The sequence below is a fragment of the Saccharopolyspora sp. NPDC000995 genome (genome assembly GCF_053599315.1).
This window is the reverse complement of record NZ_JBSFLZ010000102.1, coordinates 1-15,830: the sequence shown is the minus strand read 5'-3', so window position 1 is coordinate 15,830 and position 15,830 is coordinate 1. Positions and strand designations below refer to the sequence as shown.

At 68.9% G+C, this 15,830-nt stretch carries 11 protein-coding genes; 7 read left to right on the top strand and 4 right to left on the bottom strand.

Features of this window, described 5'->3' with window-relative positions; genetic code table 11:
• Window positions 1-5 precede the first annotated feature (5 nt).
• Together ACWDKQ_RS26695 and ACWDKQ_RS26690 are read right to left on the bottom strand one after the other, a co-directional pair.
• On the bottom strand, window positions 6-1,007 hold the full coding sequence (locus ACWDKQ_RS26695; RefSeq protein WP_450141515.1) for an ATP-grasp domain-containing protein: 1,002 nt from the start codon (window positions 1,005-1,007) through the stop codon (window positions 6-8).
• A complete protein-coding gene (locus ACWDKQ_RS26690) occupies window positions 1,004-2,692 on the bottom strand; it encodes a class I adenylate-forming enzyme family protein (RefSeq protein ID WP_450141514.1) in 1,689 nt (562 codons plus the stop codon). The genes ACWDKQ_RS26695 and ACWDKQ_RS26690 overlap by 4 nt, the downstream gene beginning before the upstream one ends.
• Before the next feature lie 209 nt (window positions 2,693-2,901).
• On the opposite strand from ACWDKQ_RS26690, the gene ACWDKQ_RS26685 reads away from it, so the two are divergent.
• The 7 genes from ACWDKQ_RS26685 to ACWDKQ_RS26655 all read left to right on the top strand — a co-directional run bounded on the left by ACWDKQ_RS26685 (window position 2,902) and on the right by ACWDKQ_RS26655 (window position 13,262).
• Window positions 2,902-4,272: a phenylacetate--CoA ligase family protein gene (locus ACWDKQ_RS26685; protein WP_450141513.1), complete on the top strand. Its 1,371-nt coding sequence runs from the start codon at window positions 2,902-2,904 to the stop codon at window positions 4,270-4,272.
• Window positions 4,273-4,572, top strand: coding sequence for a chorismate mutase family protein (locus ACWDKQ_RS26680; RefSeq protein WP_450141512.1), 300 nt, complete (start codon window positions 4,273-4,275; stop codon window positions 4,570-4,572).
• A gap of 30 nt (window positions 4,573-4,602) precedes the next feature.
• Window positions 4,603-6,693: an aminodeoxychorismate synthase component I gene (pabB, locus tag ACWDKQ_RS26675; protein ID WP_450141511.1), complete on the top strand. Its 2,091-nt coding sequence runs from the start codon at window positions 4,603-4,605 to the stop codon at window positions 6,691-6,693.
• Window positions 6,690-7,571 carry a prephenate dehydrogenase/arogenate dehydrogenase family protein gene (locus ACWDKQ_RS26670; RefSeq protein WP_450141510.1) on the top strand — a complete coding sequence of 294 codons (882 nt, stop codon included), beginning with the start codon at window positions 6,690-6,692 and terminating at the stop codon, window positions 7,569-7,571. Before pabB ends, ACWDKQ_RS26670 begins: the two co-directional genes overlap by 4 nt.
• A gap of 272 nt (window positions 7,572-7,843) precedes the next feature.
• Window positions 7,844-9,088, top strand: a complete 1,245-nt coding sequence (locus ACWDKQ_RS26665) for an aminotransferase class I/II-fold pyridoxal phosphate-dependent enzyme (RefSeq protein ID WP_450141509.1) — start codon at window positions 7,844-7,846, stop codon at window positions 9,086-9,088.
• On the top strand, window positions 9,085-9,951 hold the full coding sequence (locus tag ACWDKQ_RS26660) for a N5-glutamine methyltransferase family protein (protein ID WP_450141508.1): 867 nt from the start codon (window positions 9,085-9,087) through the stop codon (window positions 9,949-9,951). Before ACWDKQ_RS26665 ends, ACWDKQ_RS26660 begins: the two co-directional genes overlap by 4 nt.
• Window positions 9,952-10,172: 221 nt before the next feature.
• A complete protein-coding gene (locus ACWDKQ_RS26655) occupies window positions 10,173-13,262 on the top strand; it encodes an amidohydrolase family protein (protein WP_450141507.1) in 3,090 nt (1,029 codons plus the stop codon).
• Window positions 13,263-13,299: 37 nt separating this feature from the next.
• Here ACWDKQ_RS26655 and ACWDKQ_RS26650 read toward each other — a convergent pair whose 3' ends face one another.
• Together ACWDKQ_RS26650 and ACWDKQ_RS26645 are read right to left on the bottom strand one after the other, a co-directional pair.
• Window positions 13,300-14,451 (bottom strand): helix-turn-helix transcriptional regulator, encoded by a 1,152-nt coding sequence (locus ACWDKQ_RS26650; protein WP_450141506.1) that lies wholly within the window; start codon window positions 14,449-14,451, stop codon window positions 13,300-13,302.
• A 506-nt stretch (window positions 14,452-14,957) separates the two neighbouring features.
• Window positions 14,958-15,275, bottom strand: coding sequence for a group II intron maturase-specific domain-containing protein (locus tag ACWDKQ_RS26645; RefSeq protein WP_450141505.1), 318 nt, complete (start codon window positions 15,273-15,275; stop codon window positions 14,958-14,960).
• Between the last annotated feature and the right edge of the window lie 555 nt (window positions 15,276-15,830).

Genomic DNA, 15,830 nt, shown 5'->3' with positions numbered 1-15,830 from the left:
CGCTTCTAACCCCGGCCCCGCTGTTCCAGCAGCCGCCCTGCCCAGTGGAAGAACGCGTCGGCTAACTCGGAGCGAGCCGGCTCGGGGAACTGCGAGAAGTTGGCCATCACCGTGCACCACTCGCCGAACACCGGGCCCTGCTCGGTGATCAGGAAGTCCACGCACAGATAATCGGCGCCGAGGGTGCGGACCACGCGCAGGCAATCGTCGAGCACCGCCGAGAAGTCTGCGCTTGGACTTGCGTTGCCGCCCTGGGCGATGTTGGACAGGTAGCGGCCGATCACTTGCTCGCGCAGCATGCTGGTGACCACCTCGCCTTCCACCAGCGCGACCCTGAGGTCGCCGGAGTTGGGCAGGAACTCCTGCACCAGGTAGCCCTTGCCGGTCTGGGCAGCGATGTCCACCGCGGAACGCAGCTGTTCGAAGGTGTCCACTTTGAGCACGCCGAACCCCGTGCCGGACTCGCGCGCCTTGAGGATGTAGGGGCCGCCGCCGATCTCGCGACGCACCACCTCCAGGCCCTCCCGCGCGTAGCGGCGGAACGGTAGCGCGAGGGTCTTGGGCACCTTCAGACCGAGCTGCGCCGCCCGGCCGATCATCGCCAGCTTGTCGCGCTCCAGCCATTCCGGCGCAGCCATCGCGTGGTTGAGCACGAACGAGTCGCTGGCGTCGATGATCCGGGAGATGCCGTGCAGGTAGGACACGGCCTGCTGGTCGTTGCCGATGTCGTCGACGATGTAGCACTGCCGGGTCTCCAGCAGGTCCACCCCGCCACGCCACAGCCGCGGCTGGTCCACGCAGGTCGGGGTGAGCTCGCTGGCCGGGATGAACTGGAAGCCGAAGCCGTGCCGGGCACCCTGCGCGATCCACCGGTCGGTGATATCGACGATGATCTTGCCGAGATGGCTGGGGTTGAAATCGTCCGGGTTGTAGATCCAGTTGACCATCCGCTCGGCCGGCTTGGCCGAGGGCGTGACGACCTCTCGAACCGCTGAGTACACGGTCATACCTCCTCGAGGGTGGTGGCGGCTTTGGAACGCTCTCCGGCAGCCAGGAAGTCTTCCAGCGCGGAGTACTTCTCGCGCAGCAGCCGTTTGAGCACCTTGCCGGTGACCCCCTGGGGGAAGTCGGCCTCGGTCCGGGCCAGCTCCAACACGGCCAGCTCCAGCAGCCCAGCCGAGCGAAGCGCCTGGTTCGCCGTGGCCAGCAGCACCTCCGGCGTCATGCGCTGGTCGACCGTGGTGACCACGGCCACCGGCACGGTTTGGCCGCGGTGACATCCGGCGACCACAGCGCAGTCAGCGATCAACGGCAGCTCGTTGAGCAGAAACTCCTCCAGCTGCACCGAGTGCCCGGTACCGGTCTCCGTCTCGATGGCGTCCACTTCCCGGTCCACCTGGTAGAAGTCGCCGTTGGCGTCCTGGTAGGCGAGGTCACCGGAGAGCCAGAACCCGGCCAAGCGGCTGCGGTAGGTGGCGTCCGAGTCGTTCCAGTACCCGGCGGTGATGGTCGGGCCCTTCGCCGCGAACAGGCCGATCTCGCCGGGTTCGGCGCGAGTGCCGTCCTTGCGCAGCACCACCACTTCGGCGACGGCGTCGGGGCGGCCGATGCAGCGATCGTTGCGCTGCGAGGTCAGGGACCGGGGCTGCACCATGATTCCCCATCCCAGTTCGGTCGCGCCGAACCGGTCGTAGAACACCGCCGAGGGCAGTTGCGGATTCCGTCTGGCCAGAATGGATTTCAGGTGCGCCTCGTGGATCGCGTCGCCCATGGTCACCCAGCCGTCCACCGAGTCCAGCGCGCCGTCGGCGACGTCCACCTCAGCCAGCTCGGCATATGCATGCGCGAAGGCCATCACCGTGGTGGGCCGGTGCTTCGCGATCGCCTCGGCCAGCTCGGCACCGGTCGGGTCGTACAGCGGCACCAGCGGGGTACCGGCCAGGATGGCGTAGTTGGCGTACATCACCGAGCCGAGGTGGGACTGCGGCTGCGCGGCCATCATCGTCGCGTCGGGCCCGTCGATGAAGTCGGTGAGCCGGAACCGAGGCCCGGCGATGCTCGAATGGTGGGTCTGCACCACCGGTTTGGGAAAGCCCGTGGTGCCCGAGGAGTGCAGGATCGACACCGGGTCCTCCGGCGCATGCCGGAACCGGGCCGATTCGGGCAGCTCGGCGGCTGGCGGGGCAGGCAGTTCCTCCGCGATGATCGACCAGCCCAAACTGTCCAATTCAGACAATTTCGCACCGAGCGCGGCCAGTCGGGAGCGCGTGGTGCAGATGCCGACCGGCGCGGTGCGGCGACACAGCTCCAGCGAGGTGGCCCGGGGCGCTTTGCTGTTGACCAGCACCCCGATGGCACCGATCTGGGCGAGCGCGTGGAAGTGCACCGAATAGGCGAACGAGTCTTCCAGGTAGACAAGCACCCGGTCGCGCGGGCGCACACCGAGACCCAGGTAGTGCACCGACCAGCTCTGCGCCAGCTTGTCAAGCTCCAGCAGGCTGAAATCGGTGCGCCACTCGCCACCGGGGGTGGCCAGCGGCCGCCCCGAGCTGATGAACGGCAGGTCGGGATGCGCGGCAACAGCCAGCGCCGACCGCAGCACGTTCCCGCCGCCCAATTCGGGATCGGCCGCCAGTTTCGCGCGGCCCTCCGGGGACAGCAAGGTTCGGCCAGACAGAGCCATCGCAGCCATCGTCGCGCCTTTCAAGTCTGGGTACTCAAGCCCTGATCGTGCCCAGCCGCCCGAGCCGCCGCGACGGATTTGTTGCGGTTGTGGACCTTCCTTGCCGCGCCACACCGCGTTTGTTGCCGGTAACCGCCGAACCGGGGTCCGGCGCGACAACAACGCGGTATATCTGGGAAATCCCCCGATCACCAGCCATCCGAGCACTGGAGCGGAGCATGCCCTTGAACGCGGTCGGCGACCCGGATCGCCCAGTGGCGTCGAAGATCCGGCTCGCGGCGGACCCGGACCGGCTGGACCGCGCGGAGCTGGATCGGCTGCGGGAACGGAACTTCGCCGCGATGGTCGACGCCGCGCTGGCCACCCCCCCGGTCCGCCGCCGCTGGCCGGACCTGGCGCCAAGCATGACCACCGCCGACCTCGCCCGCCTCCCCCTGCTCAGCAGCCGCGAACTGGCCGACGGCAGCCCGCCACACTCGCCGGAGTTCCAGCTCGGCGGCGACGGCCCGGGAATGGTGCTGCGCTCTAGCGGCACGGCCAGCAAGCCCAAGATGATGTACCACTCCTGGGACTTCAATCTCCAGGTCGGGCGGCTGGGTGCCCGCGGGTTGCTCGCGGCCACCCGCTCGGCCCCGGCCCGGCGCGTGGCCAACTGCTTTTACCCGGCCGAGCTCAGCGGCGGCGCTTTCCTGTTCACGCAGGAGGTGATCCGGCTCGCCGGAGCCCGCTCGTATCCGCTGGCCAGCCAGACCAGCCCGGCCGAGAGCGCGGCGGTCATCGCCGAGCACCGCGTGGACGCACTAGCGGCCAACCCCGGTTACGGCGTCGAATTGCTGACCGGATCCCCGCCGGAGCAGATCGCCGCACTGCGGTACTTCCTCTACATCGGCGAACTGCTCGGCAAGGCCCGCACTCAGGCGATCGCGGAGGCCGCGCCCCAGGTCGCCGTGCGCTCGCTGGCCTACTCGACCTCGGAGACCGGGCCGATCGGCTACCAGTGCGAGCAGCTCTCCGGCGCCACCCACCACGTGCACGAGGACGCAGTGGTGGTGGAGATCGTCGACGAGCAGACCGGGGTGCCAGTGCCGGACGGGGACACCGGTGAGGTGATCGTCACCGCGCTGAGCGACACCGGGATGGCGCTGTTGCGCTACCGCATCGGCGATGTCGGCTCCTTCGGCACCGCCCCCTGCCCGTGTGGCAGCCCCGCGCGGCTGCTCTCCCTGCACGGTCGCACCGCGACCTCGCTCAACATAGACACCGAGGTGGTGTCCTCGGACCTGCTGCTCGGCCAGCTCGGCCAGCTCGGCGTCACCGAACCCGCTGACTGCCAGCTCCAGGTGCTGCCCGAGCAGCACGGCCACCGGCTGCGGCTGCTGCTGTCCAGCCGGACGCCCGAATGGATCACCACCCAAGCGGTGGTCGACTGCCTCAGCCGCGCCCAGCAACTGCGCGCGGTGCTGAACAGCGCGCAGTGCCTCGGCTTCAGCGTGGAGCGCGTCGCGTCCGAACTGTTCGCGCGCACCGACCGCGGCAAGGTCCCCGTTCTTTACGCGCCCGACAGCACAATGACGCCGAAGGAGCACTGAATGACCTCGCCGGAGACGAAGCTGGAAGCCCTGCGGGCCGAGCTCGACAGCATCGACCTTCGCCTGCTTGACGTGCTGCGGGAACGCATCGAGCTTTGCGTGCGCATCGCCGAGCACAAGCGCGAGCACGGCGTGCCGATGATGCAGCCGCACCGCATCGGCGTGGTGCAGCAGCGCGCCGCCGACTACGGCGCCGAGCACGGCATCGACCAGGTATTCCTGCGTGGGCTCTACGACCTGGTCATCGGCGAGACCTGCCGGGTCGAGGACCTGGTCATCGGCACGCCGACGACACCGTAGACGGGCGAGGACCATCTGGAGGGCGGGCCCATGCGGACCCTTTTGATTGACAACTACGACTCGTTCACCTACAACCTGCACCAGCTGCTCGGTGAGGTGACGGGGCGGGCTCCGGTGGTAGTGCGCAACGACCAGGAGCTGCCGGCCCGACTGGCCGCCGAGTTTGACGCCGTGGTGGTCTCCCCCGGGCCCGGACGGCCCGACCGCAGCCGCGACGTCGGCACCAGCGCGCAGGCCATCCGGAGTTCGGGGCTGCCGGTGTTAGGGGTCTGCCTGGGCCACCAGGGCATCGCACACCTCCTCGGCGGCGCGGTGGACCTGGCACCGGAGCCGATGCACGGCCGCAGCTCGCGCGTTTACCACACCGGCAGCGGGGTGTTCGCCGGTCTGCCGTCGCCGTTCTCGGCGGTGCGCTACCACTCCCTGACCGTCACCCGGCTCTCGGAGGAGCTGGAGGCCGTGGCGTGGACCGAGGACGGCGTGCTGATGGGGCTGCGGCACCGCACCGCGCCGCTGTGGGGCGTGCAGTTCCACCCCGAGTCGATCAGCAGCGAGTACGGCAGGCAGCTGCTGGCGAACTTCCGTGACCTGGCGCTGGGGGCGGGCGCCGTGGCGCCGCCACCTGCCGCCAAATCGTCCACACCGGACACCCATGTTCTGCAGGTGCACGTCCGGGAGATCGAGTGCGAACCGGACACCGCCACCGCGCACCGTGAGCTGTTCGCCGGCGCGCCGCACAGCTTCTGGCTGGACACCAGCGAAGTCCGGCCGGGCCAGTCGCGGTTCTCCTTCCTGGGCGACGATCGGGGCCCGCTGGCGGAGCACCTCACCTACCGGGTCGCGGAGCGGACCGTGCTGGTCCACCGCTGCGACGGCACCAAGCATCGAATCCAGCAGGACTTCTTCGGTTATCTCGATGAACAGCTCAGGCGACGCGCCGTGCCGACGCCGCCGGGATTGCCGTTCGAGTTCGATCTCGGTTACGTCGGCTACCTCGGTTACGAGCTGAAGGCGGAGACCTCGGGCTCGGCCGTGCACCAGTCCGAGATCCCGGACGCGGCGATGATTTTCGTCGATCGGATGCTCGCGATCGATCACGTCCAGCACCGCTCGTACCTGCTCGCGCTGAGCACCGAGCAGACCGAGGCCGCCGCCATCGCCTGGCTGGACGAGACCGCACTGCGGCTACTCGCCCTGCCATCGTCTGATGTGGACGGGCAAGCACGGGTGCTGGACGCCGGCACGGCCACCGACCTGGGTCGGCTGGAAACCGCGCGGCCGCGGCACGACCGGGCCGCCTATCTCGCCCGGGTGGCTACCTGCCTGGAAGAGATCAAGCATGGCGAGTCCTACGAAATCTGCCTGACCAACACGGTCACCGTGGACGAGCGGATCGACCCGCTGCAGACTTACCAGACCCTGCGGCGGATCAGCCCGGTGCCCTACGGCGCGTTTCTGGACTTCGATGGGCTGGCGGTGCTCAGCGCCTCCCCGGAGCGATTCCTGTCCATCGGCGCGGACGGCGTGGTGGAGTCCAAACCGATCAAGGGGACCCGCCCGCGCGGTGCTACCCCGGAGGATGACGAGAGGCTCAAGCTCGACCTGTCCGCCCAGGAGAAGGACCGCGCGGAGAACCTGATGATCGTCGACCTGGTGCGCAACGATCTGAACAGAGTGTGCGAGATCGGCTCGGTGCACGTGCCTACGCTGTTCGACGTCGAGACCTACGCGCCGGTGCACCAGCTCGTTTCCACCATCCGCGGCACGCTGCGCGCCGGGGAGTCGGCGGTGAGCTGTGTGCGGGCGGCGTTCCCCGGCGGTTCCATGACCGGCGCGCCGAAGGTGCGCACCATGGAGATCATCGACCGCTTGGAGGAGGGTCCGCGCGGGGTCTACGCGGGAGCCATCGGCTGGTTCTCCCTGTCCGGCGCGGCGGATCTGAGCATTGTGATCCGCACCCTGGTCGCCGACGGGGAACGGCTGAGCTTCGGCGTCGGCGGCGCGATCGTGGCGCTGTCGGATCCGGTGGAGGAATTCGAGGAGACCGTGGTCAAGTCCCGTGCCGTGCTCACCGCGGTCGCGCAGACTGCGATGCGCCCCGCGATGGGTGGCGCGCTGTGACCGGCGTGCGGTCGCTGCGCCGCTGCCTGGTCGTCGGCGGTGCGGGCGCGGTGGGTGAACTGTTCGCGCGTGCTCTCCGGGAGTCCGGCGCCGAGGTGGTAATCGCGGACCCAGCGGCCGGTAGCGGGGACGCCACCGCCCCGGACGCCGCCCTCCGCGCCGAGCTGGCCGCCGCCGACTTGGTACTGCTGGCGGTGCCCGAGCGCACCGCGCTCGCCGCACTCCCAGTGCTGGCAACGCATTTGCCTCCGGGCACGCTGGTCGCCGACACCCTTTCGGTGAAGGGCGCCGTCGCGACAGTGCTGCGGGAGATGAGCGGGATCGAGGCGGTGAGCCTCAACCCGATGTTCGCCCCCTCGTTGGGCTTCGCCGGCAAGCCGGTCGCAGCCGTAGTCGTCCACAATGGGCCGAAGGTTGCGGAGCTGCTGGCGCTGCTGCGGGACTGGGGCGGCCACCCGGTCCTGTGCGACGCTGGCGACCACGATCGCCTCGCCGCCGCCACCCAGGTGCTCACCCACGCCACCATTCTGGGTTTCGGCCTGGCGCTGACCGTGCTCGCCGACGGTGTCGGCGAGGTGGCGCCCTTGGCCCCGCCGCCCCATCGCACCCTGCTCGCGCTGCTCGCCCGCATCTCCTCAGGCACGCCGGAGGTCTACTGGGACGTTCAGGCGGCCAACCCGGACGCACCCCGCGCCCGCGCCGCCCTGGCAGCCGGTATCCGGCAGATCGCCGATCTGGTCGATGCTGGCGACGAAGCCGGTTTCGAAGCAGCACTGGCCAGGCTGCGGGCATTCTTCGACGACGAGCTGCCCCGGCATGCGAGCGTGTGCGCCGAGCTCTTCGACCGCCTACCGCCCTTTTCCGGTGAGCGGGAATGAGTCCGCGCATTGGTTACATAGCTAGGGAACCGGCCCTCCCGGAACGGATCACTCATGTGGTGCGTGACGCCGTCGGTGTTGCGAATGCTGGGGACCAGCGCGTCCAAGACCGTTCAGGGCGTGCCAGTGCCGACACCGTTCCCGGCGTCCCCGAATCGCAACCCGGCAACTACAGCGCGCCGTCACCGCATCCGCGACCCACGAGAACACCACATTCGACCTTGCACGCACGCCCACACAAACCGAACCAGTTGCGCCCCAAGCGAGGAAGCATGACCCAGCCGCAGGAAACCCAGCCGGTCAACTGGGTCAAGTCCCGGATCAGCCGGACATCCGACTCCCTCGACCGCGCCTTCGAGCAAGGGCTGACCGGACACACCATCACCGCACGCGAGGGCAAGAAGGTGTGGCTGGCCGACGGGAGTGCGGCGCTGGAGTTCGTCTCGTGCTCGTATCTCGGCCTCGAAGAACATCCGGCGCTGATCAACGCCGCCGAGGCGGCGCTGCGCCGGTTCGGGGTGCACTTCTCCTCCTCCCGCAACCGGATGCGGCCGCACTACCTGCCTGAGCTGGAGGACCTGCTGGCCACGGTCTACCGGGGCAACCGAGCGGTCGCCTTCACCTCGGTGGGCACCGTGCACCTGGGGCTGCTGCCGCTGCTGGGTAGCGGGGCGCTGCCCAGCTACCGGATCGCGCCCGCCGGAGCCGCCTTCCTGGTGGAGAAGACCGCGCATTCGTCGATGCAGATCCTGCGTGGCCTGCTGGAGCAGATCGGCCCCACACACCGGTTCGACCTGGACTCCGCCGATTCGCTGGAGACCGCATTGCGCGAGATCGGCGAGACCCGGCGCACTCCGATCGCGCTGGTCGACGGGGTGGGCTCGATGGGCGGGCTGATCGACGTGGCCGGCGTCCTGGAGGCGTTGCGGCCCTACGGCGGCCACCTCTACATCGACGACGCGCACGGCATCTCCATCGCGGGCGCGATGGGCGCCGGGTACGCCTTCGAGAGCCTCGGCGACCAGTTGCCGGAGAACGTGGTGATCGCCGGTTCGCTGTCCAAGGCGTTCGGCGGTTCCGGCGGGTTCGCGCTGGTGCCGGGCGAGGCCGACGTCCGGGTGCTGCGGAAGTTCGCAAACCCACTGGTGTTCGGGCACTCGATCATGCTGCCGTTGCTGGCCGCGAACGTGGCCGCCGCCGAACTGCACGTGAACGGGGAGGTGGCTGCGCTCCAGGAGAAGTTGTGGCGCAACGTCACCGACCTCGACGATCTGACCGGCGGGCGACTGGTCAACTCCGGCCTGCGGTCCCCGGTGCGCGGCGCGCACTTCGCCACCGAGGAGGATGCGTTCCAGACCACTGCCGCACTAAAACACGCCGGGGTGCTGGTCCTCCCCGCGTTCTTCCCAACCGTCGCGAGGGGCACCGGCCTGGTCCGCTTCGCGCTGTCGTCCCTTCACGAACGCGGCGATCTGGAGACCGCGGCAAAGATACTGGAAGGAACCCGATTCGGATGAGCGGTCCCCGAACGCTGGGCGAGGTGCTGGACGACGCCGAGAAGACGCTGGCCGACGCCGGTGCCTGGGCGCCCCGCCAGGACGCCGAGACCCTGGCCGCGCACGTGCTTGGCCGACCGGCCCAGGAGCTCCCGGTGGACGAGCCGCTCGGGGCGGCCGCGGCCGGCCGGCTCCAGGATCTGCTGGCCGACCGGGCCCGGCGGGTGCCGGTGGAGTACCTGACCGGCCGTGCCCGCCTCGGTGGCATCGACGTCGAGGTGGGGCCCGGCGTCTTTGTGCCGCGCAAGCACACCGAGCCGCTGCTGGCCTGGGGCCTGAAGGTGCTCGAAAACGTCGAGAAACCGGTGGTGGTCGACCTATGCACCGGTTCCGCGGCGATCGCGCTGGCCGTGGCCCACGCCCGTCCGGACGCCACGGTGCACGCCGTCGAGCTGGCGCCGGACGCGCTGAGCTGGGCCCGCCGCAACGTCGCCGCGCGGGCCGCCGCCGGGGACACGCCGATCTCGCTGCACGAGGGCGACGTCACCGCACCCGAGTTGTTCTCCGGGCTTCGCAGCGGTGTCGACCTGCTGGTGGCGAACCCGCCGTTCGTGGTGGAGGGCCGGGTGCTTCCGCCCGAGTGGGAGGAGCACCAGCCGCACCCGGCGCTGTTCTCCGGGGACGATGGCCTGGTTGTCATCCGCGCGGTCACCAGCGCGGCGGCGCGGCTGCTGCGTCCCGGCGGCGGAGTCGCCATCGAACACGACGACGAGCAGGCGGAGGCTGTGATGTCGTTGCTGGGCGGACTCCAGGCGTTCGAGGACATCGCCGACCACACCGATCACAACGGCCTGCCCCGGTACACCACGGCACGAAGGATCTAGGACGTGTCTTATAGCGGCGGCAGCCGCTTGCGGTGTGGGACTCAACTGGCACAGCCGTGGGTTCTCAGGGGCTGTGCCCGCCGACGGGCTCTCGGCGGGGCCGGTCCCCGACGCGGTGAATTGGCATTCATGATGTCGGGATCCCGCAGCGAGAAGGCCTCTGAGGTTCCGCTACCCGCACCGCTACGCAAACCACTTTCGAAACCGGCCTGAGGACGAAGATGGAGATCTCACGACGCGGAGCACTGAGACTGGGCGGCATCGCCGCGGGCACCGGTGCGGTATGGCTGGCATCGTGGCCGCTCCCGGCACTGGCCCTGGAAGGCACGCCGGAGGCCCCCTCGGTGACTGTCCGGGAAAGCGCGAATCTGGGTGTCACGGTGTCCCCGGACGGCCGCACGCTGGCCATCGACGTCGCGGGCGGCATTTGGGTGCTGTCCGCCGCCGGCGGCGCGGCGCGGCTGATCACCCCGCTCGACCACGACGCCTGCCGCCCGCAGTTCTCCCACGATGGGCGGCGGATCCTGTTCCAGTCCTTCCGTGACGGGGTGTACGACGCCTGGACCGTCGCCCCGGACGGCACTGCGCTGACTCAGCTGACCACCGGACCCGGCTACAACACCGAGCCCCGTCTCTCCCCCGACGGCAAGCGGCTCGCTTTCTCCTCCGATCGCGACCACCTCAGCCGTATTTGGGTGCTGGAGCTGGGTTCCGGGACGCTCACCGCGGTCACCAGCGCCGACGAGGTGCACACGAGCCCGGCGTGGTCTCCGGATGGCAGCAAACTGGCATACCTGGTGGGCGACAACGTCATCGAGGTGCTCGACCTTGCTTCCGGCAACCGCGAGCGCCCGGTTACCGGCGACGCGGGGCTGGCCGCGCCCGGCTTCACCCCGGACGGCCGGAACCTGACCTACGTGCGCATCGAGGGTCCCAATACCGATCTGGTGGTGGGCGACCAAGCCGTGGTCACCGGTGAGGACCTTTCCCCGCTCCCGATGGCTTGGCTGTCCGCCAGCGAGTTCCTCTACACCGCAAGTGGCCGCGTGCGGCGCCGTGGCCTGACCGGCCCGGCCGCCGACGTCCCGTTCACAGCTGTCCTGCCGCTGGCCGCCCGTCGCTACCACCGCGCGCCACGGGACCTGGGCTCCACCGCCGTCCGGCAGGCCAAGGGCATAGCCAGCCCGGTGCTCTCTCGTGACGGCGAGCAGGTGGCCTTTCGCGCGCTGAACGCCCTGTGGGTGCTGCCGATCGGAGGGACTGCCCGCAAGGTCGTCGACGACGGCTACTTCTCCTCCGATCCCGACTTCGCACCGGACGGCCGCTCGCTGGTCTACGTCAGCGACCGGGCCGGAACGGCGAACCTGTGGCGGCTGGACCTGGGCACTGGCCGGTCCGAACGGCTGACCGACGCGGCCGACGCCCAGCTGACGCCCCGGTATTCCCCGGACGGCACGAAGATCGCCTACCAGGACGAGTCGGGCGGCATCTGGGTGCTCGACATCGCCGCCCGGACCGCCCGGCAGGTGCTGCCCACCCTGTACCAGCCAGGGCGGCCGAGCTGGTCACCCGACGGCAGCAAGCTGGCGCTGGCCGCCGTACGGCCCTACTCGCGGCGCACGGAGACCGGGCACAACCAGATCCTCGTTGTGGACCTCGAAAGCGGCGAGCTCCGGTACCAGGCCGTGGCCGCGGAGCGTTCCCTGTCCACCAGGGGCGACGACGGTCCACTGTGGACAAAAGATGGCTTCGTATTCGGCGCCGAGAGTCTCGCCTGGCGCGTGCCGGCGGACGCGTCGGGCACCATCACAGCCCCGCCCGTACAGCTGACCAACGAGGTCACCGACTCGCTCTCGGTGAGCGGGGACGGCCGCACGGTGCTCTACCTGTGCAACGGCACGCTGCGGCTGACCGACGGCGGGGCCGCTCGCACCGTGGCCGCCGATCTCCGGTACGGGCCGGCCCGCGCCGCCGGCCGGGTGGTGCTGCGGGCGGGGGCTGTGTGGGACGGCACCTCGGACAAGGTGCAGCGAGGCGTTGACATCGTGCTCAAGGACGACCGAGTGGCGGCGCTCGTGCCCAGCGCGGGTCACAGCCCCCGCAACGCCCAGGTGATCGACCTGTCTGGGCTGACAGTGCTTCCCGGCCTGATCGACACCCACAACCACTGGCACATGCGCGGGCGGCAGTGGGGCGACCGGCAGGGGCGACTATGGCTGTCCTACGGCGTCACCACCAGCCGTTCCCCGGGTGATCCGGCCTACCAGATGGTGGAGAACCGGGAGGCGCTGGAGGCAGGCACCCGGGTCGGCCCTCGATATCTCGGCTCCGGCGAGGCCCTCGACGGCTCCCGCGCCTCGTACAACTGCATGCGCACCACGATGTCGGCCCAGCAGCTGGAACGGGAACTGGACCGGGCCACCGGGCTGGACTACGACCTCGTCAAGCTGTACATGCGCCTGCCCGTACCGCTGGAGCGCCGGGCCGTGGAACGGGCACACGCCAAGGGCATTCCGGTCACCTCGCACTACCTGTACCCGGCGGCGCACAGCGGGCTGGACGGCATGGAGCATCCCGGCGGCGGTCATCGTCTCGGCTACTCCCGCACCCTCAGCTACAACCTGTACCGGATGTCGGCCGACGCCGTCGACGTGCTGGCCGCCAGCGGGATGTGGGTCTCCACCACGACGATCTTCGCCAGCGAACTGTTCGCCGAGGATCGCTCGCTGGTGGACGACGAACGAACCCGGATCCTGTTCCCCGGCTGGGAGTACGAGCGGCTCCAGGCCAAGGCCGACGGAGCGAATGGCCCGCACGCCGAGCTGTACCGCCGGATCACCGCCGGAATGGTCGACGCGTTGCTGCGGGTGCACCGGGCGGGCGGACTGGTGGTCTCCGGCACCGATGCCCCGCTCGACGACATCGGCATCAGCACCCACCAGAACCTCCGTGCGCTGGTCAAGTACGGGTTCACCCCGCAGGAGGCACTGCTGACCGCCACCGGTAACGCGGCGAAGGCAATCGGTTATGGCGACACGCTGGGCGCGGTGGCTCCGGGCCGGATTGCCGACCTGGTCGCCGTCGAGGGCGATCCGCTGACCGACATCCGCGCCGCGGCCGCCGTGCGAGCGGTTTTCGTCGGCGGAGTGCGGCACACCGTGCCGGATCTGCTGACGCCGTTCCGGTCCACAGGCAGTGCTTTCGCCGCAGCAGGGACGGTGGCCACCGCCCCGCCGCTGCCCTCGGCGACGGCCCGCGCCGAGCACTACTGGCACCGTCCGGAGTGGACGCGGGAGAGCTGCTGCCATTGAGCAGGTCGTCTGAGTGCGCCCCGCAGCGGAGGCGCACTCAGACGACCTGGAGGTCCCGCTCCCGCGCGGCTCCGGCACCGGCCCGGTAGCTGGAGGCGGACATGCCGAACCGCTTCTTGAACATCCGCTGGAAGTGGCTCAGCTCCCGGTATCCGACGGCACGCGCGACATCGGTGATCGAGGTCGACGTTTCGCGCAGCAGGAATCGCGCCTCGTTCATGCGCAACATGGTGACGAAGTCGATGAACCGCCACCCGGTTTGCTCCCGGAAGCTTCGGGAGAAGTGGTAACGGCTCATGTAGACCGCGCTCGCCACCCGGTTCAAGGTGAGATCCGGATCGGTGAAGCAGGTGCGCAGATAGTCCATCGCGTACCGGACGCTGGGCGAGAGCCCAGCCAGGTCCAGCTCCGCGGTATCAACATCTGCTGCGGCAACCTCGACGGGCGCGGTGCTCAGGTGCACGCGCTGCCCGGCGTGCCGGTAACCCGGCAGGGAGTGCAGGAGCTCATGGGGCGGCCGGATCTCGATGTCGTCCGGCCCCACAACAACCTGGCAATCCCCGAGAAACGGCTGTAAGCGCAACCAGACGAACTGCGTGCTCTCCCCGCAGAACAGCCCGGTCAGCAGCTCTCCGACCCGGGCGGCAACTGGCGCCCAGCCGTCCGCTTCGAGCACCCGCGGGGTCGCCGATTCTCCGATGAGCTCGCGCAGCTTCTCGTAGGCCTGTGGCTGCAACCGGCGGTCCACTCGGACCATGAACAGGCTGCCGATCACCCCGTCACCGATGCGGTCGGTGTCGAGCAGCACCACATCAGCCGGGTCGATCCGCGGGTTCGCGCTGAAGTAAGTGGAGAAGCCGAGCACCCCGAGGGCCTGCGCATTGTGGTGGGCCACCAGGTCCCGCAGCTGATTCATGCCTCGGTGCAGGTTCACCGCCGCCGGCTCCGGCAGCGCCGCGATCTGCTTCACAATCTGGTCCACCAGCTCGTCACTGGTCACATAAACCACGCTGCGCCCGCGAGCGATGGCGTCCGCGCCGATCAGGGACGCGGCCGCCACCGAATTTCGCCGCTCCGGCAGCTCTAGTTCGACGTCCGGTTCACCCCGCAGGGTGCGGTAGCGCTCCAGCGCGCTTTCCTCCGGCCGCCTCCTCAACGACCGGGGAGTCGCCTCCTGTGCCGAACTCACTAACTGTGCCTCCCCCAGAAGCCGCGCTGGCCCGGTTCCCGGCCGCCCCAGCGCGATCGAAAGAATTGTCACCGATGTGGCCAAGCAGCACAGCGAGCACGGGAAACCTCATCACAACAGGGAACCCGACCGCCGCCGCCCGATATTTCCCTTGCTTCCCGCGCAAATGAAGCCATAGGAATAGCGTGAAAAATTCCCTCGAAAATTCTCCCCCGGAAAGCGTTCGAGAGAAAAATTTGCACACTTAGTAACTTTGTTCATCCCAGTTCACGCATGCCTAGAACCCTAGAAGGTTTCCTCGACCTGGTCAAGATCGAAACCGCAGTGGACGCATATTCACTCAACTGGAGCAACAGCGGCGCAAGAACTCGCCTCGACTAACTCGCGTTTTGAATAGTCCATTCAGAGGAACAACAATGCCGGGTAGACGGCGGGGATCTTACCCTCCGTCCCTTACAGATCCGGACGTAAGCCGCTGGGCTTATCCGGCTCGTGCCGTTGAGGTGTCAGGTCGCGTACGCGGCGCCCAGTGCGTGAACAAGTTGGGCGACCAGAAGCCGGACACCCTTCAGCCACGTCCTCGTCCGGACTTGGCTGCGCTCCAGCCGCTTGTACTTCCGTCTTGCCCAGCGCATCAGATGGCGACCAATGCGTTTGCCGATCGGAATGACCGCGCTCGGATAGAACGCGGTCAAGTAGTTCAGCCTGCCCCGCAGGACCGGGTTCACTTCTTCGGCGAGGTCATCCAGGCTCCAAGTCGTCCGTCGATGCAGCCGCCGGGATGCAACCTTGCGGCTCATGCCGGTCAGCTTTGCCGGCGCCACCGCGGGCAGGAACGTTGGAAGATTGGCAGTGGAACGCCACCCACAGCGGCGTGCCGCAAGGCGGTGTCGCCTCGCCCGTATTTTCAAAATTTACCTGCACAAGTGCGACGAATTTGCCGAAACAGTTCATATCCCGCAACACTCCCGAAGACCGGGCAGGAAAGCCAATCCTGCCTACAACGCGGCGAAACGCGAGCGGACGCTGAGCTCCCTGCACAATCTCGACGACTACGACATCGTCAAACCCTGCGGAGCCAAATACCGGAGCGTCGTCCAGTATTACGCGCTGGCCACCGACGTCTGGCGGTTCTCCCGGTTCCGCCCTGCGTCGGCTCGCTCGACGGGGCGATGCCGCAGGGGGCGACATGCGGCGTAAACCCAACAGATGGAGGGGGCCGTGCGACTCGCCCAGGACGTGCTGGTCCGCCAGCGGCGGGCGTCGACCAACTCGGTGTACGGGCAAGGCCGCGTAGTTAGCCCGTGGGTGGGGGCGTCAAGTGTTCCCGCTGAGACTGGTGGACGGGGTGATCCAGGCTGGCGCGAGGGCGTAGGCTC